At 54.2% G+C, this 22,862-nt stretch carries 14 protein-coding genes and 1 riboswitch; of the genes, 2 read left to right on the plus strand and 12 right to left on the minus strand.

The window, feature by feature from the left end; genetic code table 11:
- Positions 1-13: 13 nt before the first annotated feature.
- Positions 14-541, plus strand: a complete 528-nt coding sequence (locus FOA19_RS21540; RefSeq protein ID WP_149092903.1) for a DUF4890 domain-containing protein — start codon at positions 14-16, stop codon at positions 539-541.
- Positions 542-1,026: 485 nt separating this feature from the next.
- Here FOA19_RS21540 and FOA19_RS23470 read toward each other — a convergent pair whose 3' ends face one another.
- From FOA19_RS23470 to FOA19_RS21550, 3 genes are all read right to left on the minus strand, one after another.
- Positions 1,027-2,046, minus strand: a complete 1,020-nt coding sequence (locus FOA19_RS23470) for an LLM class flavin-dependent oxidoreductase (RefSeq protein WP_190300506.1) — start codon at positions 2,044-2,046, stop codon at positions 1,027-1,029.
- Between the two features lie 3 nt (positions 2,047-2,049).
- Complete coding sequence (locus FOA19_RS23475; protein ID WP_190300507.1) at positions 2,050-3,033, minus strand: ATP-grasp domain-containing protein; 984 nt, start codon at positions 3,031-3,033, stop codon at positions 2,050-2,052.
- A gap of 403 nt (positions 3,034-3,436) precedes the next feature.
- Positions 3,437-3,537, minus strand: a riboswitch (SAM riboswitch).
- Positions 3,538-3,776: 239 nt separating this feature from the next.
- Complete coding sequence (locus FOA19_RS21550; RefSeq protein WP_149092904.1) at positions 3,777-5,099, minus strand: sensor histidine kinase; 1,323 nt, start codon at positions 5,097-5,099, stop codon at positions 3,777-3,779.
- Positions 5,100-5,472: 373 nt separating this feature from the next.
- On the opposite strand from FOA19_RS21550, the gene FOA19_RS21555 reads away from it, so the two are divergent.
- Entirely contained in the window at positions 5,473-6,822 is a 1,350-nt protein-coding gene (locus FOA19_RS21555; protein WP_149092905.1) for a DUF6600 domain-containing protein, read from the plus strand.
- A 91-nt stretch (positions 6,823-6,913) separates the two neighbouring features.
- On the opposite strand, the gene FOA19_RS21560 is transcribed toward FOA19_RS21555, so the two are convergent.
- The 9 genes from FOA19_RS21560 to FOA19_RS21600 all read right to left on the minus strand — a co-directional run bounded on the left by FOA19_RS21560 (position 6,914) and on the right by FOA19_RS21600 (position 22,723).
- Positions 6,914-7,765 carry an alpha/beta fold hydrolase gene (locus FOA19_RS21560; protein ID WP_149092906.1) on the minus strand — a complete coding sequence of 284 codons (852 nt, stop codon included), beginning with the start codon at positions 7,763-7,765 and terminating at the stop codon, positions 6,914-6,916.
- A gap of 389 nt (positions 7,766-8,154) precedes the next feature.
- Positions 8,155-9,609 carry a glutamate synthase subunit beta gene (locus FOA19_RS21565; protein ID WP_149092907.1) on the minus strand — a complete coding sequence of 485 codons (1,455 nt, stop codon included), beginning with the start codon at positions 9,607-9,609 and terminating at the stop codon, positions 8,155-8,157.
- Complete coding sequence (gene gltB / locus FOA19_RS21570) at positions 9,609-14,114, minus strand: glutamate synthase large subunit (RefSeq protein ID WP_149092908.1); 4,506 nt, start codon at positions 14,112-14,114, stop codon at positions 9,609-9,611. The genes FOA19_RS21565 and gltB overlap by 1 nt, the downstream gene beginning before the upstream one ends.
- A gap of 416 nt (positions 14,115-14,530) precedes the next feature.
- Complete coding sequence (locus FOA19_RS21575; protein ID WP_149092909.1) at positions 14,531-15,028, minus strand: hypothetical protein; 498 nt, start codon at positions 15,026-15,028, stop codon at positions 14,531-14,533.
- A 75-nt stretch (positions 15,029-15,103) separates the two neighbouring features.
- Positions 15,104-18,274, minus strand: coding sequence for an efflux RND transporter permease subunit (locus FOA19_RS21580; protein WP_149092910.1), 3,171 nt, complete (start codon positions 18,272-18,274; stop codon positions 15,104-15,106).
- A 33-nt stretch (positions 18,275-18,307) separates the two neighbouring features.
- Positions 18,308-19,450 carry an efflux RND transporter periplasmic adaptor subunit gene (locus tag FOA19_RS21585; RefSeq protein ID WP_149092911.1) on the minus strand — a complete coding sequence of 381 codons (1,143 nt, stop codon included), beginning with the start codon at positions 19,448-19,450 and terminating at the stop codon, positions 18,308-18,310.
- A 23-nt stretch (positions 19,451-19,473) separates the two neighbouring features.
- Complete coding sequence (locus FOA19_RS21590) at positions 19,474-20,802, minus strand: TolC family protein (protein ID WP_149092912.1); 1,329 nt, start codon at positions 20,800-20,802, stop codon at positions 19,474-19,476.
- A gap of 42 nt (positions 20,803-20,844) precedes the next feature.
- Complete coding sequence (locus FOA19_RS21595; RefSeq protein WP_149092913.1) at positions 20,845-21,417, minus strand: TetR/AcrR family transcriptional regulator; 573 nt, start codon at positions 21,415-21,417, stop codon at positions 20,845-20,847.
- Between the two features lie 322 nt (positions 21,418-21,739).
- On the minus strand, positions 21,740-22,723 hold the full coding sequence (locus tag FOA19_RS21600; protein WP_149092914.1) for a YpdA family putative bacillithiol disulfide reductase: 984 nt from the start codon (positions 22,721-22,723) through the stop codon (positions 21,740-21,742).
- Positions 22,724-22,862 lie beyond the last annotated feature (139 nt).

A 22,862-nucleotide genomic window follows, 5' to 3' on the forward strand; every position in this document is an offset into this window, starting at 1 on the left:
AATTAAAACGAAGATGAAAAAGGTAGTAGTAATGTTAGCGTTAGGTTTGGCGATAGCCGGTACTTCTCAGGCGCAGGATAATCCGCAACGCGGCCAAAGAGCAGAGAACAGAACGGAGCAGGGCAGAGGCAACCGCGAGGGTCGCCGTGACGGGGCCCGTAAAGAGAAACTGTCGCCGGAGCAGCATGCCACCAAGCGCACCGAGATGCTGAGCCAGAAGTATGACCTGAACAATTCTCAGAAAAAGAAACTGCAGGCCCTCAACCTGAAACACGCCCAGCAACTGGAAAGCTTCCGCGGCCAGTATGCCCAGAAAGGCGAGCGCACCCAGCGCAAAGAGCAGCACCAGCAACTGAAAAGCCTGCGCGCCGATTGGGATAAAGAACTCAAAGACATCCTGACCAAAAAGCAATACGCCAAATACCAGGAAGACCGCAAGCAGATGCAGGCCAACCGCGCTAACCGCCGGGGAAAAGACGGCAACCGTTTTGACAAAAGCGGAGACAACGGCAACCGTTCCAGAAGCCAGAATAGAAGTTAAGTAGTAGTTAAGTGTGCAAAAGAGGCAGGCCATTGGCTTGCCTTTTTTGCGTTTAAAGGTTGCTGGTTTAAAGTGGGCTCAAGTATGTAAAGATTTTTTAGTGGTAGCTACTACTCTTTAGTTGCACCAATTGCGCCCAATCAATATAGATTCTCCCCTTGAGGGGAGCGAAGAGGGGTGTTTACACCTGCTGATCATGGCGTTCCCAACTGCCATCTGTGTGGTTAGAGAATCATCTACCTTTAATGGTTTTTATTGCCTCAAAATGCATACCCTCCTTTGTAAACACCCCTCTTTATCTCCCCTCAAGGGGAGAATCTGCCTTGAGATAAATGGCAGATGGCCGAAAAGTTTATCCAATCTAAAACCAGTCTTCTCTTGTTCCAAACATTTAAGAAAAGCTGTGATGTGGCAAGCACATGAAAAATCCCTGCCACTAAAAAGTAGCAGGGATTTCAGGTATTCTAAAATGGTATTGAAAACTTTTAGGCCGTCACTTGGATGATTGACTCAGAGAAACTCTCCATTTCCTCCAATTGCGGGCTGCACTGCAGCAGGAAAAAATCCACGCCTACTTTCTCGTACTCGCCAATGCGGTCCTGGATTTGGGCCGGGGTTCCGGTAAGTCCGGTGCGTAGGCCGCGGTTTGAAACGGAGTAGTCTTGCAAAGAAACCTGCTGCTCCAGTTGCGTGCCCGCCAGCCACTGCTGGTAGTTGCCGTACCCAGCTGCCGAAGCGTTTACATCAGTAATGCGCTCCAGTTCTTTCTTCACTTCCTGCTCTGTATCACGCACGATGGAGTAAGCGGCTACCCCAAATTTCATCGGCGGCAATCCGGCTTTCTCGCGGCGCTCGCGCATGTCTGAGATGCGGTTCCCGATGGTCTCGGGCGTGTCGCCGTGCATGACGTAGCCGTCGCACTGGTTAGAGATAAGCGTTTTAGCGGCTTCTGATTCACCGCCGGCGTAAATGAACGGCTTCTTCTTGGGCTTGGGCTGCAGCACGTTGTCGGTGACCTGGTAGTACTTGCCTTCATAGGTGAAATGGTCTTTCTCCCAGAGGTTCGTCACCACGTCCAGCCACTCTTTGGTGCGGGCGTAGCGGTCGTCGTGCTGCTCAAACTGGATGCCGTATTTGGTGGCTTCGTCTTTCCACCAACTGGACACCACGTTCAGAGACAAGCGTCCGTTGCTAATCAGGTCAATGTTAGCGGCGGCTTTCGCCAGCAGCGCCGGGTTATGGAAGGTAGGGCGCACCGCCACCATGATCTCCAGTTGCTCCGTCACAGCGGCCAAAGCAGCGGCCGTAGACCAGGCATCCAAAGCCGGGGCTTCCTGGCCTTTGATGTCATTCAAATACAGCTCGGCGATGAGGGCCAGGCTGTAGCCCCAGTCCTCGCTGCGTTGCGCCAGTTGCTTCACGTAGTCCCAAGAGGTGGTCATTCCTTCATCGGGCACGTTGCGGAGCCAGCCGCCAAAAACAGGTAACCAATATCCGAACTGCATGGCTTATACCTCCTCTGTTACTAGTTGGGCCTTTTTCTCCAGGAAGTCAACCAACTTCTTATGCGGGTTGAACCCAATCACGTTCACGGCATCGGCCACGAAGTTAGAAAGCGCGTTCACGTCATAGTAATAGATCTGTCCGTCACGGTCATCAATGATGTACTCAATGCCGCCCACGTCAATGCCGGAGTTCTGCATGATGGCCTCAATGGCGTCAATCACCTCCTGCTCTGGGGTATAGCCTTCTACTTTCAGGCCGTTTTTAGGCGCGTCCAGGGCGCAGGCGTTGCGTACCAGTTCTACACCAGTGGTAGTCTGGCAGATATCAGCGGGGCACAGGTTGAAGCTTTCGCCGGTGGTGTACACTTTGATGGCGTACAGGTATTTGCCGCCCAACGTCTCCACGCGATGGATGTAGCCGCCGCGGGCCGGGATGAACTCCTGCACCAAAGCGGTGTGGTCAATACCTAAGTCAATCTCGTTGTTGGCCACGGATTGTTCCAAAGCTTCCACGGAGTCATACTTGATGATGCCCGCGCCGCTACCACCAATATTGGCTTTTACCACGATGGGGAAACGCAAGCCTTCGGCGGCTTTCACGGCCTGGGAAGCATGGTTGATCACGCGCGCTTTAGGATACGGCAAACCCAGAGACTGCAACAAAGACAGCTGCAAAGCTTTGTTTGTCTCGTACTGGAAGGCTTTGTGGCCGTTCACGGTTGGGGTGCCGGTGCGCTCCAGGTGGGCGAGTAAGCCCAACGTATAGAAAATGCCGTTCTCGTTGCCCCGCAGGTAGGCAGAAGGGCTCATGCGGTTGAAGAACAAGCTGTATGGGGTTTCGTCTTCGGCCAGGTCATAGGTGTGCTCGGCGGCGTTCAGGCGTACATATGGAAGGCCGCGGGCGTCCAGTTCCTCAAACAAAGGCTTGAACCAGTCTGGGTGCTCGTGGTAGATGGCAATGGGCTTTACGGATGCTGAAGTTGACATATTCGTTCGTGTATTACTTGTGGTGTGTGTATTTAGCTAATCTCTATAGGTGTAGAGGAGTATTGTTCAAGAAGCGAAGGTAAAAGACCTTTTCAGGGCTGTTTTTACAAAATCAGGTTAAAAACGGAAGTTGGAGTGGGCACCAAAGTGCCAGCCGACGGCGAGGAGGGAAGAGCTGCTAATTTGGCTCATCATGAACCGAGGTACAAAACTGGAAATTCAGATGTAACAGAGCAGGCTTCTTCAGAACCCAACCGACGCGTGCGCCTCAGCAACAACAGCGGTTCTGCTTAGACACAGAAACGGGAACAGGCTGCAAGGTTTGACCAATCAATCCGGAGATCAGATCGTTCAAAAAAGAGGCAATAGAAGAAAGGGTGTGCTGCATCATGGGTTTTCTTACGGTTTATATTTCCTAAATGCTTTAGGCAGGAATTAGCACCTTGTCTTTGTAGGTTGCTAGAAGTTCACAGAGCCTGATCTCTCCCTTCTTCTTTATAAATCAAAACCCTGGATAGGGGTAATAGACTTTACGGATGCAAATGTGAAAGCGAAAAAGTTAGCATCCAAATTTTAGGCTGAAATATTGTAGGTACAGGAAATCTGACTATGGTAAACGCCATCCTTCCTTCATGAAGAATCCTTCCGAAGCTTAAGTCTAGGATTACCGTTTTCAGGCTGTTTTACAAAAAATAAGGCTAAAAGGCTGGGTGCGTTTCTGCTCTGGTTTAGAAAATAAGGCCTTAAACCGCAGCGGGTAAGGTGATATGGAAGGTGGTTCCTTGGCGCTCCTGGCTTTCCACGTCTATGGAACCGCCGTGCTGTTCCACCAATTGCCGGCAAATGCTCAGGCCCAACCCCGTGGACTTCTCTCCCTGCAGGCCGCGTCTCCTGGCTTTGGAGAAACGGTCAAACAAAAGCGGCCGTATTTTGTCTGGGATCCCTATGCCGTTGTCTGATACCTCCAGCAAAAGTTTTTTCTTTTCCTCGCGCACCTGAATCCTGATTTTGCCCTGGGCCGGGGTGAACTTCACGGCATTAGACACCAGGTTATTCAACACCCGGTGGAAGCGCTCTTTGTTCAGGTTGGCGTACAGCGGGGTAGCCGGATGGGAGAGCAGCAGATTGCGAGAGCCTTGCAGTTGGGTTTCCCACTCGGCCTGCACGTCCTGCAGCAAGGCAACCAAATCCAGTTTCTCCAGCGGGATGGTTTCCTGCTGCTCCTCGCGGGCGATGAACAGGAGCTCGTTGATGGTGGTGCGCGAGTTCTGGCAGCTGGTTAAGATAAGGTTCAGATACTGCTGCTCCATCTCGGGGGTGAGGTTCTTTTTCTGTAGCAGCGAGGTGATCATCTCAATGTTGTTGAACGGGCTTCTCAGGTCGTGCGCCACCACGCCCAGAATCTCAGATTTGGCTTGGCTTATCTTCTGGATCTGGCGGTTCTTTTCCTCAATTTCCTGCAGTTGGATGAAATGAGTAGCCCGGTAGCTGTACATCACCCGGGAGAGCACTAGAAAGCAAAGCAGAATCAGAAAGGAAACGCACTGGTTCAAGACCACCTGCTCTGCGTTGAGGCCGGAGAAATACAGCACCAACGTAAAAGCCAGCGCTGTGAAGGTGACCAGCACCAAGGTTTCATAATATTCAAAGTCCCAGAGGAAGGCCACCGTGACCAACCCCAGTAAGTACATAGTAAGGGTGTTTCTGGGGTTAGATTGGGCAATGAACGTAATGCCCAGGCAGCAGGAAATAAACGCAAACCCAAACGCCAGGCACAATGCCTGCGCCAGCCAGAATGGATACTTAGGCTCTTGGTCTAGAAAACCTTCTAAACCCAACGCCACCGCCGAGGCCAGGACTAGGGAAATATTAAGCCCCCGGAAGAAAGTAACGTGCGCCGTCTGGTTCAGGAAAGGAAATAACAGCGGCAAAAGCAAAATTCCGCAGGCCACCGACAAAGCAAGGTTCGCGACCAGCCTTAGTTTCCTGAGGTTCTGTGGCAGGTAATGCGCCCTGAAAAGGAGAGAATGCGGACGAGCGGGAGTGTTAAAAAAGTAAAATTTCAAGCCGATACGCTGCTAGTAGAACAGGTAAAGCATCACCATCTGAAAACAGGTCTCTGCTTTGCTGCAAAGGTACGAAAAGTCTGGCAATAGCGGATTTACGGCCCTCCGTATTTTCCGCATCGGCTACAGATAATTATATCTGATAGTGAAGGAAATAGCCCATAAAATAAAAACGGCTTCCAAAGCATTTTGCCCGGTTCAAGGGGCATCTTGTACGTATGAAAATATATTTGATTTAGACCAGAAAAACGTGTGTTTTTGGCAAGATGTTTGGTTTAAATGCAATAGGAGAATTTTTCTCCTATGACCCAATTAGTGAGCTGGTTAGTGCCTCAAAACATGAAGCCGCTGCCTAGTTTAAAACCTCTGTTACATGAAAACCTTTCTTAACAACTTGTGGGTCTGGGGAGCTCTGCTGCTTCTGACCCTCGCTTGGGCTTCTCCGCAAGAAGCGCAGGCCCGTCCGGGAGACCAGGTGTCTTTCCAGACGTTCTATGATGAACTAGACCGGCACGGCCGCTGGATTCGGGATCCCGAGTACGGCTATGTGTGGTCGCCTACCGTGGAGCGCGGATTTCAGCCGTACGCTACCCGGGGCCATTGGGTCATGACCGAGTACGGCAACACCTGGGTCTCTGACTATGACTGGGGGTGGGCACCGTTTCACTACGGTCGCTGGATTTACGATGACTTTGAAGGATGGCTGTGGATTCCGGGTTCTGAGTGGGGGCCGGCCTGGGTAGACTGGCGCAACGGCGGCGGCTACTACGGATGGGCGCCCATGGGGCCGCGCGTGACCTACATTGTGCCTGCCGTGCGGTGGGTGTTTGTGCCGGTCTTGTACATCACCAGTCCGCGCATCTATGACTACTGCGTGCCTAGAACCCGGGTGGTAAACATTTACCACAATACCACCATCATCAACAACTACTATGAGCGGGACAACCGCCGCTACAACTACGGACCCAGAAACCAGGACATTGAGCGAGCCACCAACCGGAAGGTGAACGTCTACCGCGTGGACCGTGACAGTCGGCCCGGCCGAACCTCGGTGGCTGAAAACTCCGTCCGGATTTATCGCCCTGACGTGAATTCTCGCCGCGAGGAAGCGCCTACCCGCCTGGCCAGCCGCGACAATACCCGTTCCCGCCTTTCTGATAACCAAGGCACCGTTGGCCGGACGGACCGGAGCAGCAACAGCCGCACCGGCGTAGAAAGTGGTTCTACCCGGGGCCGCACCATGGACGGAGGTACTGCTACCCAAAACCGTTCTGACCTGGAGCAAACCTCAGAGCAACGCAGCACCACGGGCGAGTATGGAGAACGTACCCGGGAATCGAGCCGCAGAACTTCTTCTGTCTCTGGTGAGGAAGCTCCCCAGACCCGTACCGCAAGGCCAGAGTACCAGCAGCGCACAGAGGAGGTTGGCACCGTGGAGACCAAAACCCGCACAGGCGTTCAGGAATCCAGACAACGCTCAGAGGGTGGTTACTCGCCCCGCAGAACAGAGGCACCGTCAAGCCAAGGGCAATATGAACCACGCACCCGGCAGGAATCAAGTTCACAGGGCCAGTACCAGCAGCAGCGCACGCGCGAAGTTTCTGCTCCTGCCCCGCAACCTAGAAGCCAGGTTTCTGCGCCAACCCAGCAGCGGCAATCTCCTGCTCGCCAGGAATCTTCGTCAGGCAGCAGAAGTGAGAGCAGCCGCAGGGGAAGAAATTAAAAGAGAGTTTTTGATTTAATGAATGATGAGAAAGCCGCACTTCTTTGAGGTGCGGTTTTTTGTTTTAGGCATGATTTTACCAAACCAAGGGCTAAACCGAAAGAAAGTCCAGGATGAGCTTGTTCACCCTGTCGGGCTGTTCATGGTGGAACCAGTGGGTGGCTTCTTTTAGAAAGATCAGCTGGCCGTTTTGGCACTGGTCTATGCTGGGGAGGGCTAACTCGGTGCCCAGGAACTGATCCTGCTTTCCCCAGAGCATCAGGGTAGGGACTTCTACCTTTTGGCTGGGTTCTATTTGGTTGTATTTGTAGGCCCGGTACCAATTGATCATGGCTTCCAGGGCACCCGGCTGCCGCCAGGCCTCTTTGTATTTCTCCAGGTCCTGTTGTGAGAAGGTGTTGGGCTGCGCCGATTTGGCCATGGTGCTTTCCAGCAGTTTAAAGTCAAAGGAACTGTTCAAGGTTTCGGGCAACCAGGGAATCTGGAAGAAACCCGCATACCAGCTCCGGAGCATCTGTTTGGGGTTGTGGGTGAGGTGGTGGTGCATCACCACCGGGTGCGGCATGTTCAGGATGACCAGTTTCTCAAGCAGGTGAGAATGATGCAGCGCCAGGTTCCAGGCGATGGCGCCACCCCAGTCATGGCCAACCAGAACTACTTTTCGGTCAGTGAGTTGCGGGATCAGTTCTGCCATGTCCTGGGTTAATTCATCCACAGTGTAGGCTTCTACTCCCTCTGGTTTGGTGCTCAGGTTATAGCCCCGCTGGTCCGGCGCCACCGCAAGCCACCCTTGTTCAGAGAAAAAGCGGAGTTGCTTTTCCCAGCCGTACCAAAACTCCGGAAAACCGTGCAGAAATAAAATCACCTTTCCGTCATTGGGTCCTGCCTGCGCCACATGAAGTCGGATGCCGTTGGTGTTGTAGAAGTTTGTCCTGGTGTCCATGCTCGGTGGTTGGTTTCTTAGCCTTCTACGGGAAAGATAAGCGCGACTCTGTTTCTGGCCTGCTTTTCTAAAAACAGCCTGAAAACTTAACCTGTACTGGTCACTCAAAAGACCTCGTAGTGTCCGGAGGTCCTACGAGTGTCTGTGCCAGTGGCATTTCTGCCTAATCAAAAAGGGCAACCACAAGGGATTGCCCCTACATGACCAGATATCGTGATGCCTGGAATGAGTAAAAGAAAGGCAGTGTCAGGTCTCTACAATCTCTGCAAACTAAGGGACCTCGTTTAGGTCCTCTTTTCAGAAAACAAGCCCCAAAAAGAAAAGCCCCGTCTCACCAAACAGGCAAGAACGGGGCTCTTTAAATCTATTATCGTGCTACATGAGACTTCCTAAAACAACTGGTACTTAGAAAGCTCTTTGGAAGGCAGTTCTGACGAACCCATTAGGTAGACGTCAATGGCGCGGGCGGCTTCGCGACCGTCTGAGATGGCCCAGACCACCAGCGATTGTCCGCGGCAGGCGTCTCCGGCCGAGAAGATGCCGGGTACGTTCGTTTGCCAATCGTTCAGTTTGAAGTTGCCGCGGCGGTCCAATTCAAATTTGAAGTTGGCCGTGAAGGCATCGTGCTCCGGGCGTTCGTACCCAATAGCGATCAAGGCCAGGTCACAGGGCAGAATGCGCTCGCTGTTGGGTTTCTCGGTGTACTCAGATTGGTTTTTCCATTCCAGTTCCACTACGCGCAAGCCTTTCACGTGCCCGTTTTCATCGGCGATGAACTCCTTGTTGAGCCAGCCCCAGCTCCGTTCGCAGCCTTCCTCGTGCGAGGACGAAGAAGAGAACGTGGTGGCGACCTCGGGCCACGGGTTGGTAGGGTGACGCTCGGAAGAGGGCATGTAGCGGTACTGCAGCTGCGTCACGGATTTGGCGAAATGGCGGTTGGCCGTACCCACGCAATCTGAGCCGGTATCGCCGCCTCCAATCACCAGCACGTGCTTGCCGTAGGCGTTGATGTCGTTCTGCGGGGCAATCTGGGTGCCGTCTACCCGGCGGTTCTGCAGCCCCAAGTAATCCATAGCGAAATGAATGCCTTTGAGGTGATTGCCCGGGATAGAGATGGCGCGCGGTTTGGTAGACCCAATACAAAGCAGCACCGCATCATACTTGCGGTACAGTTTCTTCAGGGTAGTGTCCTGCCCAATCTTGCGGTTATACTTGAACTTAATGCCCTCGGCTTCCAGAATGGCCAGCCGGCGGTCAATGGTCCATTTCTCCAGTTTGAAATCGGGGATGCCGTAGCGCAGCAAGCCGCCGGCTTTCTCGTCTTTCTCAAATACCGTGACCTTGTGCCCGGCTTTGTTCAGCTGGGCCGCCGCTGCCAATCCTGCCGGGCCTGAGCCTACCACTGCCACTTTTTTACCGGTCCGCTGCAAAGGCGGTTGCGGCTTCACCAAACCCAGTTCAAAGGACTTCTCGGCAATAGCTTTCTCAATGTGTTCAATGGCCACGGCCGGTTTGTTGATGGCCAGCACGCAACTGCTCTCGCAGGGCGCGGGGCAGATGCGGCCGGTGAACTCCGGAAAGTTGTTCGTGCTGTACAGCACGCGCACGGCCCGCTCCCAGTCGTTTTCCGATACCGCATCGTTGAAATCCGGGATCAGGTTGCCCAGCGGGCAGCCGTTGTGGCAAAAAGGAATGCCGCAGTCCATGCAGCGCGAGGCCTGCTGTTTTGTTTTCTCCTCTGGAAAGGGGAGGTAAATTTCGTTGGAGTCGTTCACCCGCACTTTGGGGTCACGGGTACCGGGCACCTCCCGGTTATATCTCAAGAATCCGTCTGCTATTCCCATTACGCCAATATCCTTTCTGTTTCTTTATCTTGTAATTGCAAAGCCTTTTTCAAGTCGTGCGGCATGACTTTCCGGAAGTGGAACCGCTCGGTTTCCCAGTTCTCCAGGAATTCCTGCGCCAGTACGCTGCCGGTGTAGGCCACGTGCTCCTGCAGTTTCTCCACAATCCAGAGCAAATCCTCCGCGTCTGGTTCTTCCAGCCCCACCATGTCCAGGTTCAGTTGGTCTACATGGTTAGGGTCGGGGGCGTAGATGTAGGCCACCCCGCCGCTCATGCCAGCCGCGAAGTTCTTGCCTATCTCGCCCAGCACCAGCACCTTGCCGCCGGTCATGTACTCACAGCCGTGGTCACCAATGCCTTCCACTACGGCTTCGGCACCCGAGTTCCGCACGCAGAAGCGCTCGCCGGCCAAACCGTTGATGTACACTTTGCCCGAGGTAGCGCCATACAGGGCCACATTGCCGGTGATGATGTGCTCATGGGCCAGGTACTGGCTTTCTTTGAAGGGCTGCAGAATCAGTTTTCCGCCCGAGAGGCCTTTGCCCAGGTAATCATTGGCCTCGCCGTACAGCTTGAAGGTGATGCCCGGCGCCAGGAACGCACCCAGGCTTTGCCCAGCCGAGCCATAGAACGTGCCTTTGAAGGAATCTTCCGGCAAGCCGTGTTTCCCGAAGTTGCGGGAGATTTCATAGGAGAGCATGGTGCCCACTGCACGGTCCACGTTGTTGATGCGGTACTCCACCTCGGTGTTGCCTCTTTTTAGATCCCGGATGAGTTTCTTGTCCAGCACTTTGCCGATCTCGTGGTCCTGCTCAATCTGCTTGTAGGTACCCACGTTTCTGGGTGCGTACTCCTGGTGGAAGATAGGGGAAAGGTCCAGGTTCTTCAGTTTCCAGTGGTTCAGGTCGGTTCTGATCTTGAGTACCTGCGACTGGCCCACCATTTCGTTGATGGTTCTAAAGCCCAGCGAAGCCATGATCTGCCGCAACTCCATGGCCATGAAGGTGAATAGGTTCACCACGTGGTCAGGGTCGCCGGTGAAAAGGGCACGCAAATCCGGGTTCTGCGTCGCGATGCCCACCGGGCAGGTATTCAGGTGGCACTTCCGCATCATGATACAGCCTTCGGTGATCAACGCGGCGGTGGCTACCCCGTATTCCTCGGCGCCCAGCAATGTGGCCACGGCCAGGTCATAACCGGTCAGGATCTTGCCATCGGTTTGCAGGGTCACGCGGCTGCGCAGGTTATTTTTGATCAAGGTTTGGTGCGCCTCGGCCAGGCCAATCTCCCAAGGCAGACCGGTGTGGCGGATGGAGCTCAGCGGACTGGCCCCGGTACCGCCATCGGCGCCGGAAATCATGATGGCATCGGCTTTGGCTTTGGCTACGCCCGAGGCGATGGTGCCCACGCCGGCCTCGGCCACCAGTTTCACGTTGATGCGCGCTCTGGGGTTCGCGTTTTTCAGGTCGAAGATCAGCTGCTTGAGGTCCTCAATAGAGTAGATGTCATGGTGCGGCGGCGGCGAGATCAAACCAACGCCAGGGGTGGAGCAGCGTACGCGAGCAATCCAGTGGTCTACTTTGTGGCCGGGCAACTGACCGCCCTCGCCGGGTTTCGCGCCTTGGGCAATCTTGATCTGAATCTCGTCGGCGTTGGCTAGGTAGTGGCTGGTCACGCCAAATCGGCCGGAGGCCACCTGTTTTACGCGTGAAATTTCAGAATCACCATTAGGCTTCCGGATGAAGCGGGCCTCGTCCTCTCCGCCCTCACCACTGTTGCTTTTGCCGCCGATGCGGTTCATGGCAATGGCCAGCGTGCTGTGCGCCTCGTAGGAAATGGACCCGAAGGACATGGCGCCCGTAGCGAAACGCTTGAGGATGCAGGAAACCGGCTCCACCTCCTCCAAAGGCACCGACTGCCGCTTCCGGAACTCAAACAGGTTCCGCAGCGTGATGGCCGTAGCCTGTTGGTGCTCGCGGATGGACTTGGAGTATTCTTTATATAATAAGTAGTCGTTCAGGCGAGTGGATTTCTGCAGCAGGTGAATCACCTTAGGCGTGAGCAAGTGCTCCTCGCCATCGCGGCGCCACTGGTAGTACCCGCCTGATTCCAGCAGGTTCTCATGGTCTGGGTACGCCGATTGGTGCTTAGTCAGGGTTTCGCGCTCCAGGTCTTCAAAGTTGAGGCCTTCCAGGCGGTTGGTAGTGCCTTTGAAGCATTTCTCAATAACCTCCTGGCTCAGGCCCAAGATCTCAAAGATCTGGGAGCTTTGGTATGACTGCAGCGTGCTGATGCCCATCTTAGACAGGATCTTCAGCAAGCCGTTGTCTACCGCGTAGATGAAGTTGTGGAAATAATGGGTGTACGGATGCGCATTGTCCAGCTTGTGCTGGTCGTGCAGGCTCTTGATGGTATCATACACCAAAAACGGATAGACCGCGCTGGCCCCGTAACCAATAATAGTAGCGAAATGGTGCGTTTCCCAGGCATCGCCGGCTTCTACCACCAGTCCTGCTTTGGTGCGCAGGCGTTTTTCAATTAGATGATGGTGCACCGCGCCTACCGCCAGCAAAGACGGAATAGCCGCCCGCTGCGCTTGGATGTTGCGGTTAGAGATGATCAGGATTTTCTTGCCCGCGCGCACGGCAGCCTCGGCCTCGGCACAGATGCGGTCAATTTCCCGTTGCAGGTTGCCGGTCTCGCGGGTGGAGAACGTAGCGTCCAAGGTCTCGTGCTCAAAGCCTTCCTCTTTCAGGAACACCAGTTTCTGGAACTCCACGGGGTCCATGACGGGCTGCGAGATGTGGATTTGGCGGGTATGCGCCTCAGACTCATCCAGGATGTTCAAAGACTCACCCACGCGCGTGAACAAAGACATTACCAAGCGCTCCCTTATAGAGTCAATGGGCGGATTGCTCACCTGCGCGAAGAACTGCTTGAAGTAGTTGGATACGTGCTGGCTTTGGTGCGAAAGAACGGCCAACGGCGTATCAGAACCCATACTGCCCACGGGTTCATACGCGGTAGCAGCCATGGGCTCTACCACCATTTTCAGGTCCTCGCGGGTGTAGCCGTACGCTTTCTGGCGCTGGCGCAACTCCTCGGGCGTGCAGGGCTCCAGGAGCACTGCGGGCTCAGGGCGCAGTCTCAGTTTGATGCGGTTTTTCTGAATCCAGTCAAAATACGGCTTGTCATTGCAGACCAGCTGTTTGATCTCCTCGTCCTCCAGGATGCGGTTCTGGGAAATATCAGCTAAGAGCATTTTGCCGGGCTGCAGGCGGCCGCGTTTGATCACGTCTTTGGGGTCTACCGGCAAGGCACCGGTCTCCGAGGCCATGATCAGGCGGCCTTGTTTGGTGAGGCAGTAGCGCACGGGGCGCAGGCCGTTCCGGTCTAGGGTGGCGCCAATCTGGGTGCCGTCGGTGAAGAAAAGGGCGGCCGGACCGTCCCAGGGCTCCATCAGAGACGCGTGGAATTTGTAGAACGCCTTTTTGTAGGTGTCCATGTGCGGATTGTTCTGCCAGGCCTCAGGCACCAGCATCATCATCACGTGCGGCAAGGGCCGCCCAGACAGCGTGAGCAGTTCCACTAGCGCATCCAAGTTCGCGGAATCAGAGTCTTCGGGGTTGGTCACGGGCAAGAGCCACTGCATCTCTTCCTCGGTGAAAAGGGGAGAAGACATGAGCGCCTCTTTGGACTTCATCTTGTTCACATTCCCCCGGATGGTGTTGATTTCGCCGTTGTGCGCGATAAAGCGGAACGGCTGGGCCAGGCGCCAGTTGGGGAACGTGTTGGTAGAGAAACGGGAGTGCACCACCGCAATCGCCGACCTAAAATCCGGGTGGCGCAGGTCATGGTAGTAGCGCTCCAGTTGGTCGGTTTTAAGCTGGCCTTTGTAGATGATGGTGCGGGAAGAGAAACTGGCGATGTAGAAGGTGCCGTTCTCGCCGCGTACGTTTTTGCGGGTTTCGTTGGAGATGAGGTTGCGCAGCACAAACAGCTTGCGCTCCAGGTCCTCGCCTTTGATGGTGGGGTCTACCGGCTGTACAAACACCTGCTCAATGTAAGGCTCCACGGCTTTGGCGCCGTGACCGGGCACCTGGCTGTTGACCGGCACCAGGCGGTAACCAATGAGGCTGAGGCCCAGCTTGCGCAGGCAATTGTTCAGGATCTTGCGGGACTTCTCCCGCACCTCGTACACAATGGGGAAAAAGACCATGCCCACGCCGTAGCTTCCCTCGGGAGGCAGGGTGATGGCAAACTCGGCCAGTTCTTTCTTGAAGAACTCGTGGGGCAATTGCACTAAGATACCGGCTCCGTCGCCGGTCTCGGGGTCGCTGCCGGTGGCGCCGCGGTGTTCCATGTTTTTGAGCATGGTGAGGGCGTCTTTTACCGTAGCGTGTGATTTATGGCCGTCTAAATTGACTACACATCCAACACCGCAAGCATCGTGCTCTAGCTCGGGGGTATATAACCCTCTATTAAGTTCATCGGCCTGATTCATTCCTTTTGTTTGTTCGTTGGGGTACGGGTGAATCAGTAATTTATGGGCTATTTTCTAAAGAATCAAGCTTTGTATTGAGTAAAAATTAACAAACAAGTGTTAGTATTAAGGAAATGGTAAGTTTACGATTTGTTTGCTTTGAATATTTTAAAATAAAGGAAGTGGAAAAGCCTTTCATTATGAAAATAGAAATAGGTCAATAAATAAATTTTTAAGTATTTGATAGTTAGTTCTTTGTGAATTTGCCCTGAAATTCTAAAAACGAGCCTAAAACAGTAAAGGCCTGGTTTTCTGCTTTGTGCCTGTTTTTGGGAAAACAAGCGTAAAACAGAAAACCAGGCCTGAAAAGCAGGAGGCAAATAGAGGGTGAAATCAGCTGATTGCCTGCCTAGTGGCCCCGTGAAATTGAAAAACTTTTACCGAAGCGTTCCTTTTGCCTCGTCTTTGGTACGTTCCAGCAGGTAGAGCAGCAGCAAGGCCAGCAGATTCACCGACACGAAGGAGATGCCCGCGTGAGTTCCGAAGCTGAAGTTGAAAGACGATAACGAGAACCGGAGCTTGAATACCCAACTGGCCAGGAAATCAATGCCCACGCCGACTTTGAGGCCCGCCACGTAATTGTAAGCCACGCCACTCATCCCGAAGCTGAACGCCTGCAGAATTTGGTTTACCATGGACAGCGTGTACGCGGAGCGGGTCTTCTTCAGCAGCGAAAAGCCGCACCAGATGGAAAAGCCGTAGAGCAGGGCCGCCAGCAGAATGCCCAGCCAGGTGGTGGCCGATGGGTTCTCCAAAGCCGGTATCATCTTCAGGAACAACCCCAGTCCTAGCAGACCTCCCACCAGTTGGTACACCCCAATGGCAGAAGAAAGGGTAAAAGCGGTTTTAGGGGCGTTTTGGGAAAATTGGCTCATAAACAGCATGCGTGTGTTAGTAAAAAGCCCCGGCCTCAGGAGCCGGGGCTTTTTGGTTTATAGAGTTTATATAACCTAGTTGTGATCAAAGTCAACGTCGCGGTATCTTTCCTGCAGGGCGGCCAAGCCTTTCTTGCCGTAAGCCAGACGGGTAATGACCACGTACAGCACCGGTACAATGAAGATGGCCAGGAACGTAGCCGCCAACATACCGCCTACCACTACCCAACCAATGGTTTGGCGCGAAACGGCGCCCGCACCAGAAGCCAGCACCAGCGGCAGTACCCCCAGGATAAAGGCCAGCGAGGTCATGATGATAGGACGCAGACGCAGCCTTACCGCTTCAATGGTGGCTTCTACCAATTCCATGCCTTTGTCTACCCGCTCTTTGGCGAACTCCACAATCAGGATGGCGTTTTTGGCGGCCAACCCGATAAGCGTGATCATCCCGATCTGGGCGTACACGTTGTTGTCCAGTTTGGGCAGGAAGGTAAGGGCCAGAATCGCCCCGAACATGCCCAGCGGAATGGCGAACAGAATAGAGAACGGTACAGACCAGCTTTCATACAGGGCCGCCAGCAAGAGCAACACCAGAATGATGGACAGCGCGAAGATGTAGATGGTACTGTTACCGGCGGCTAATTCCTCGCGGCTGAGGCCGGAGAAGTCAAAGCCGTAACCAGCCGGCAAGGTTTGCGCCGCCACTTCCTCCAGCGCTGCCAGGGCCTGGCCGCTACTGTAACCGGGCTTGGCGCTACCGGAGATCTCCACGGATCGGAACAAGTTGTAATGCGAGATCACGGCAGGGTTTTCCACTACTTTGGTCGTGATCAAGGCACTCAGCGGCACCGATTCTCCCTGGCGGTTGAGCACGTAGAACTGGTTCATGTTCTGAATGTCCATGCGGTACGAGGTGTCTGCCTGGGCTACCACGCGGTAGTTCCGGCCGTAGCGGGTGAAGTCGTTGATGTAGCGGCTCCCCATGTAGGAAGACATCGTCGCGAAGACATCGGTGAGGTTGATGCCCAGTTTCTTCACTTTCTCGCGGTCCACATCCACGTGGTAACCGGGGGTGCGGGTGTTGAAGAAGCTGTAGGCCATGGCAATCTCGGGACGTTGGTTTGCGGCGCCCAGAAACTGGCCCATCACGCGCTCCATCTCCTTGATGTCGCCGGCGGTACGCTGCTCCAGCATGAAACTGAAACCACCCGACTGACCCAGACCCGGAATAGCGGGCGGCGCCACCACAATGATGTTCGCTTCCTTGATGGCGCTGAAACGCTGGTTCAAATCGGCCATTACACCCTGCAGACGCATGGATTCCTCCTGCCTATTCTCCCAAGGGTGCATCTGGATAAAGAACGTACCACTGTTTGATTTAAACGAGAAGTTGATGGCATTCAGACCCGAGATAGAGGTGGAGTTCTTTATAGCCGGTACATCGCGCAGGATCACCGCCATTCTTTCCAGGATAGCCTGGGTACGGTTTGCCGAGGCGCCTTCCGGTAATTCCACCGAGATGAACAGACGTCCTTCGTCCTCGGTTGGGATAAAGCCGGTTGGTTTATTCGCAAACAAGCCCACGGTGCCCACATACAAGCAAACGAGTAGAATCAAGGCCAACGGAGCCGCTTTGATGCTTCGGCGTACCCCGCCTGAGTAAGACTCGGTGGTTCTGGCAAACCAGTTGTTGAACTTGTAGAAGAACTTGTTCAGACCTCTTGACTCGCGGTTCACGTTCATGGGCTTCAGCATGAGCGAGCAAAGCGCCGGGGTCAGCGTCAAGGCCACAAATGCCGAGATCAATACTGAGATTGCGATGGTGATGGCGAACTGCTGGTACAGACGGCCCACGATGCCCGGAATAAAGCCTACCGGGATGAATACCGCCGCCAAGATCAAGGCAATGGCGATTACCGGCGCCGTGATGTCCTTCATGGCCCGGCGGGTAGCCTCCCTCGGCGAGAGCCGCTCATGGTCAATGTAGTGCTGCACGGCCTCCACCACCACAATGGCGTCATCCACCACAATACCAATGGCCAGTACGAACCCGAACAAAGTCAAGGTGTTGATGGTAAAGCCCAGCGGAATGAAGAAGATGAACGTCCCGATGATAGAAACCGGAATGGCTAGGATAGGTACCAGCGTGGCGCGCCAGCTTTGCAGGAACAGGAACACCACAATGATTACGAGCACCAAGGCCTCCAGCAGCGTGTGCACCACCTCGTTGATAGACACCTCAACCACTGATACCGATTCAAACGAGACAATGTAGTCTACGTCGGCGGGGAAGGTCTTCTTCATTTCGGTGAGGGCGGCGTAAATTCCGTTGGCGGTTTCTACCGCGTTGGAACCTGGCGCTTGGTAAATCAACATGATCCCAGACGGGTTGCTGTTGATGGTAGCCTGGCGGCCGTAGTCAAACTGACCGAACTCAATGCGGGCCACGTCTTTCAGGTACACCAGCGAGCCGTCCTCTGGGTTCGTGCGGATGATTACATTCCCGAACTCCTCCTGGGTTGCCAGACGGCCACTCACCGTGATAGGGTACTGGAAGGCCTGGGTGTTGTACTGCGGCCGGCCGCCTACGGTACCAGCGGCTACCTGTAAGTTCTGTTCCTGAATGGAGGTTACAATCTGGTTCGCGCTCAGGTTGTACTGTGCCATTTTATCGGGTTGCAGCCACAAACGCATACTGAAGTCCTGCCCAATGGAAGTCACGTCACCCACCCCTTTCACGCGCAGCAAGGCATCTTTCACGTAGATGTTGGTATAGTTGTCCAGGTACTGGATGTCGTGGGTTTTGTTGGGCGAGTAGATCCCCACTACCATCAAAATACTGGGATTCCGCTTTCTAACGGTCACGCCCAAACGGCGCACCTCTTCTGGTAAGCTAGGCTCGGCCACGCTAGCGCGGTTCTGCACATCCAGAGTAGCGATGTCAATGTCGGTGCCTACCTCAAAGATCACGCTCATGTTCATCTGGCCGGTACTGGTATTGGTGGAGGTCAGATACGCCATGCCCGGGGTACCGTTGATCTGGGTTTCAATGGGGGTGGCCACCGTCTGCTCTACCGTCTGCGCATCGGCACCGGTGTAGTTCGCCGAAACCGATACCGTAGGAGGGGAGATGTCTGGGTACTGGGTGACGGGCAGGTTCATCATGGCCAGGGTACCCACCAACACGATCACAATGGAGATCACGATGGCGGTAATGGGCCTTCTTATAAATATATCAGATATCATACTGGTTCTGAAAAAGCACTATTGAAAAAATAATTATCTGGCACCGGTTGGGGCACCGGCCGCCGGTTGCGGCGCACCTACCTGGATCTTGGCGCCCTGGCGTAGTTTCTGGATACCTTCCACCACAATCACATCACCGGCTTTAAGGCCTTCGCGGGCTACTATTTTGTCCTGGAAGCGGGTGCCTAGGAGAATGTTCTGCTGCTGCACAGAATCGCCCTGCACTTTGTAGACGTAGTACTCGCCCAATTGCTCGGTCACGGCTTTGAACGGAAGGGTGATTTGGTTACCTATGTCCTGGTTCAGGACGTTCAAGGTCACGGTCATGCCCGAAACCAGCAGGCGGTCTGGGTTAGGGAAACTCACCCGCACGGTAATGGTACCGGTTTGGGTCCCAATGGCGCGGTCAATGGCCGTGAGTTTACCGGTGTGCGGATATTTAGAACCATCAGACAAGGAAAGCGTGAAAAGGGAGTCTGGCTGGTTGCCCTGCTTGAGGCGGTTGAAACGGGGAAGTTCCTGCTCATTGATCACGAAGTCCACGGCGGTGGGGCCGTCTGAGGAGATGGTGTTCAGGAGCGTCTGGCCCGGGCTCACCTGCGAACCCACGCGCACCTGCGAAATCCCGATGGTACCGCTGAAAGGCGCGTTGATAACTGAATAACCCAAATCTGTGGCGGCGCTGGCTACCTGGGCACGGGCTACCGCCACCTGTGAGCGGGCGGTCTCCACATCGGCGCGGGCGTAGTCTACGCGCTGGCGGGCAATGGCGTCCTGCTTGGCCAGGTTCTCGTAGCGCTCCAGGTCTTTCTGCACCCGGTTGAGGTTAGCCTGGGCACTGCGCACGTTGGCCTGCGCCTGACCGTAAGCGGCCTGGTATTTGGTGCGGTCAATCTCATACAACCGCTGGCCTTTGGTTACCCGCTGGCCGTCTTTTACAAATATCTGGGAAATATAACCGCTCACCTGCGGGCGCAACTCCACTTCGCTGAGCGGCACCACGGTACCCGGGTATGTGTCTGTGCCTACCACGTTTTCTTCAGCGACGGTGATGGTGTTCACGGGAACGGGGCCGCCCATCATTGGTCCTGCCGGGGCAGCTTCTTTTTTGCCACAGGAAATCAATAGCGCGCCAGACAACGTGAGCGCCGTTAAGGTGGATAGATTTATCTTCATGATACGATGGTTTTTCTCTGTGTTTAGTTAACTGCAATAGTGCCCAGGGCGCGCTGCACGTCCAGCTTGCTGGACAGCACGTTGTACAAGGCGTTGTAATAGTTGAGTTGGGCGGTTCTGAGGTCAGTCTCGGCCACAATCAGGTCCAGGTAGGTTTTAATGCCCTCGTTGTACTGGAGCTTGATCACGTTGTAGACATCCTCAGCGAGCTGCACATTGCTTTGCAGGGTCAGCCAATCATTGTAATCGCTCTTGTAGTTGGCCAGCGCGGTTTGGTACTCGGTGTTGATGCGGCGCTGGGTATTCTGCAGTTCCACGTTCAGGCTTTCTTCCTGCAGTTCTGAGATGCGCACGTTCTGCAGCCTGCGGCCCCCTTGGAAGATAGGGATGCCTATCTGTAGTCCCAACGCGGAAGTTGGGTAAGACTGGCTGTAGATGTCTGAGAAAGTGGAGCTGAAGAACGTAGGGTTGTAATTGACAAACGCCGAGGCCGTAGGCAAGAAGCCCCATCGGAAATAACGCGTGTTCAGACCCTGGATCTGGCGCTGCGTCTGCACCTGCTGGAACTCCACCCTATTGGCGAAGGTCACGTTCTGGGTAGTATCTACCAGGATGTTCTGCTGCATCTGGTTGTAATCGTAGGCCAGGGTAAGGGAAGTGCCCACCGGCAGACCCATCAGTTCCTGGAGCACCGCGATGCTGGACTTGATGGCCTCCTGGGTTCTCTTGCGGTCTGCCCTGATGCTGTTAAGCGTGATGCTGGCGCGCTGGTAATCGGTTTTGTCTACCAAGCCTTGCTCGTATTGGGCGCGGGCATCGCGGTACTGTTTCTCCTGGCGCAGGATGTTCTCCTCAAGAATGCGCAGTTGTTCCTGGCTTAACAAGATGTTGTAAAAGGCCTTGCTCACGTCTACCACCGTGTTGATCTTGGTGGCCTGCGTGTTCAGGTCCAACGCCGAGCGGGTGAAGCGCGCGGCCCTGGAGGCCAGCAGCAGGTCATTGCTGTACAGCGTCTGGTTTGCCTGGAAATTGATGTTAGAGGTGTATTTCTGCCCGATGGTGATGACCTGGTCCCCGAACACGCTCTGCTGCCGCTTGATGTTGTGGGTAAGCGCGTAGTTCGCCGATACCTGCGGCAACCAACCCGATAACTGCGCCCTGATCTGGCGCTCACCGATTTCCTCCTCTATCTGTGCCTGTTGCACCTGAGCCTGGTTTTTCAGGGCGTACTCCACGCATTGCTGCAGGGTTAACCGGCCGGCAGTGCTATCTGGAGTCACCTGTGCCCACAAGGTCAAGGGTGCCAGAAGGCAACTCAGTAGCAGGGGCACCAGATAATTTGTTTTTTTCATAAGTAAGGGTGATAAATATATAAGAAGCTGATTAGGGGTGATTTACAGTTTACGAATGCTGTCCCAGATCATTTGGGCCAATTGGTGGAACTCCTTTTCTCCCAACTGCACTTTGCCGTCAATGTGCACGCGCGCGGCAGTCATGATGCTGCTGTGGATCATGATGGCCATGAGTTTGAAGTCCACGTCGCGCAGGATGCCGTGCTGCCGACCCAAGTTGATGAATTCCTTGATATCGTTCTGGCTGCGCTCATTCTGGTCTGGGGAGCAACGTGGGTAGTAGGGCGAGGAGACGAACTGCTCAATAAAGAACAGCACATCTGGGTGCTGGATGTAAAACTGGCAGCGGCTGATCCAGCGCAGAAAGAAGTTCTCCTTCAGGTCCATGCCCTCGCGGAGATCCTTGTGCACGGCTTCCTGCACCTGGCCCTGGGTGTAGGCAAACAGCTCCATGATGAGGGTGTCTTTGCTGTCAAAATAATGGTAGATGGTGCCTGCGGCCACCCCCGCCCGTTTGGCCACCATGCTCATGGGTGTGCCGTGGAAGCCGTTTTCCTTGATCAATTTCAGCGTACTCTCCAGAATAGCCTTCTTCTTCTCTGCAATTATCTCCAAGGTCTTGGTTGTCTATTGAACGTTCATTCGGTAGTGCAAAGTAAAGCATAGCAAACCCGCTTATACAAGCCGATATTTGTTTTATTCAATAGGGAAGGCGGGAAAGTGTTGTTGTTTAATTAATAAATACTTAATAGTCAGTAGGTTGTGATAGTGTTATCTTTTGGTTACCTCTGGGATACCCTAAGCCGATAGGATTTCAAACAATTATCTATTCTGGGCCTGTTTTTCCAAAATCAGGCCCAGAATGGAGATTCTTGATTTACCCTGTTCTTCTGTTTAAGAGCCGATTTCTAAAAATCAGCTCTTAAACAGAAATGGGTTAAGAAGACTGGTCTTGGGAAAGGATGTGCTGCACAATCTTTTCGGCGTGGTCACGGGAGTTTTCAATAAACCAGAGGTGCGTGTCCATGCCGCCGCAGACCACGCCTGCCAGGTACAGGCCGGGTTGGGTTGTTTCCATGGTCTGGGTGTTGTGCTGTGGGTAAAGTTTCTGGTCGGGGGAAAGTTCTACGCCAAACCTGCGGAGGAGCTCAAAGTTGGGTTTGTAGCCGGTGAGCGCCAGCACAAAATCGTTCTGCAGCGTGAGAGGCCCCTCGGGGGTGTTGAGGTCTACCTCGCCGGGCCTGATGGCGGTGATGCAGGAGTTGAAGTGGGCTTTGATGCTGCCTTCTTTGATGCGGTTCTCCACATCGGGGCGGACCCAGTACTTTACCCGGCGGCCGATCTCCGGTCCCCGTACCACCATGGTCACCTCGGCACCTTTGCGGTAGGTTTCCAGGGCGGCATCTACGGAGGAGTTGCTCGCGCCCACCACCACCACTTTCTGCAGGGCGTAGTAATGAGGGTCTTTGTAGTAATGCGTCACGTGCGGCAGGTCCTCGCCGGGCACCTCCATGAGCGCAGGCAAGTCATAGAAGCCGGTGGAGATAATGACCTTTCGGGCGCGGTAGGTTTCCTTGATGGTCTGCACCTCAAACCGCTCCCCGGTTTTCTGCACCGACAGTACTTCCTCAAACAGGCGCAGGTTCAGGTTAAACTTGAGCGTGACGCGACGGTAGTACTCCAGGGCCTCGTTCCGGCGTGGTTTAGGGTTATCAGAAATGAAAGGAACGCCCCCAATCTCCAGTTTTTCAGAGGTAGAGAAAAACGTCATGGTCACCGGGTAGTTGTAGAGCGAGTTGACCAGGGCGCCTTTGTCAATGATCACGTAGGAAAGTCCGGCTTTCTGGGCTTCAATGCCACAGGTCAGTCCAATGGGCCCCGCGCCAATGATGACAATATCAAATTCTGAAGTGGTACGCATGCCGTAAAGGTAATTCAATGAGGAAAGGAGTGGGTGAGGGTAAGTCTTATTTTATAAGAACATGTGTTGACTGATGCAAGGGAATAAAAAGAAGAATACGCAGAAAATGGTTTTAGGCTTACTTTTTAAAATCGGGCAG

This window comes from Rufibacter hautae, assembly GCF_008271695.1.
Classification (GTDB): Bacteria; Bacteroidota; Bacteroidia; order Cytophagales; family Hymenobacteraceae; genus Nibribacter; species Nibribacter hautae.

Bases quoted from the DNA above. Each gene is read 5' to 3' on its own strand.
- FOA19_RS21540 (WP_149092903.1), top strand. From the start codon at position 14: ATGAAAAAGGTAGTAGTAATGTTAGCGTTAGGTTTGGCGATAGCCGGT.
- FOA19_RS23470 (WP_190300506.1), bottom strand. From the start codon at position 2,046: ATGCAGTTCGGATATTGGTTACCTGTTTTTGGCGGCTGGCTCCGCAAC.
- FOA19_RS23475 (WP_190300507.1), bottom strand. From the start codon at position 3,033: ATGTCAACTTCAGCATCCGTAAAGCCCATTGCCATCTACCACGAGCAC.
- FOA19_RS21555 (WP_149092905.1), top strand. From the start codon at position 5,473: ATGAAAACCTTTCTTAACAACTTGTGGGTCTGGGGAGCTCTGCTGCTT.
- FOA19_RS21560 (WP_149092906.1), bottom strand. From the start codon at position 7,765: ATGGACACCAGGACAAACTTCTACAACACCAACGGCATCCGACTTCAT.
- FOA19_RS21565 (WP_149092907.1), bottom strand. From the start codon at position 9,609: ATGGGAATAGCAGACGGATTCTTGAGATATAACCGGGAGGTGCCCGGT.
- gltB (WP_149092908.1), bottom strand. From the start codon at position 14,114: ATGAATCAGGCCGATGAACTTAATAGAGGGTTATATACCCCCGAGCTA.
- FOA19_RS21575 (WP_149092909.1), bottom strand. From the start codon at position 15,028: ATGAGCCAATTTTCCCAAAACGCCCCTAAAACCGCTTTTACCCTTTCT.
- FOA19_RS21580 (WP_149092910.1), bottom strand. From the start codon at position 18,274: ATGATATCTGATATATTTATAAGAAGGCCCATTACCGCCATCGTGATC.
- FOA19_RS21585 (WP_149092911.1), bottom strand. From the start codon at position 19,450: ATGAAGATAAATCTATCCACCTTAACGGCGCTCACGTTGTCTGGCGCG.
- FOA19_RS21590 (WP_149092912.1), bottom strand. From the start codon at position 20,802: ATGAAAAAAACAAATTATCTGGTGCCCCTGCTACTGAGTTGCCTTCTG.
- FOA19_RS21600 (WP_149092914.1), bottom strand. From the start codon at position 22,723: ATGCGTACCACTTCAGAATTTGATATTGTCATCATTGGCGCGGGGCCC.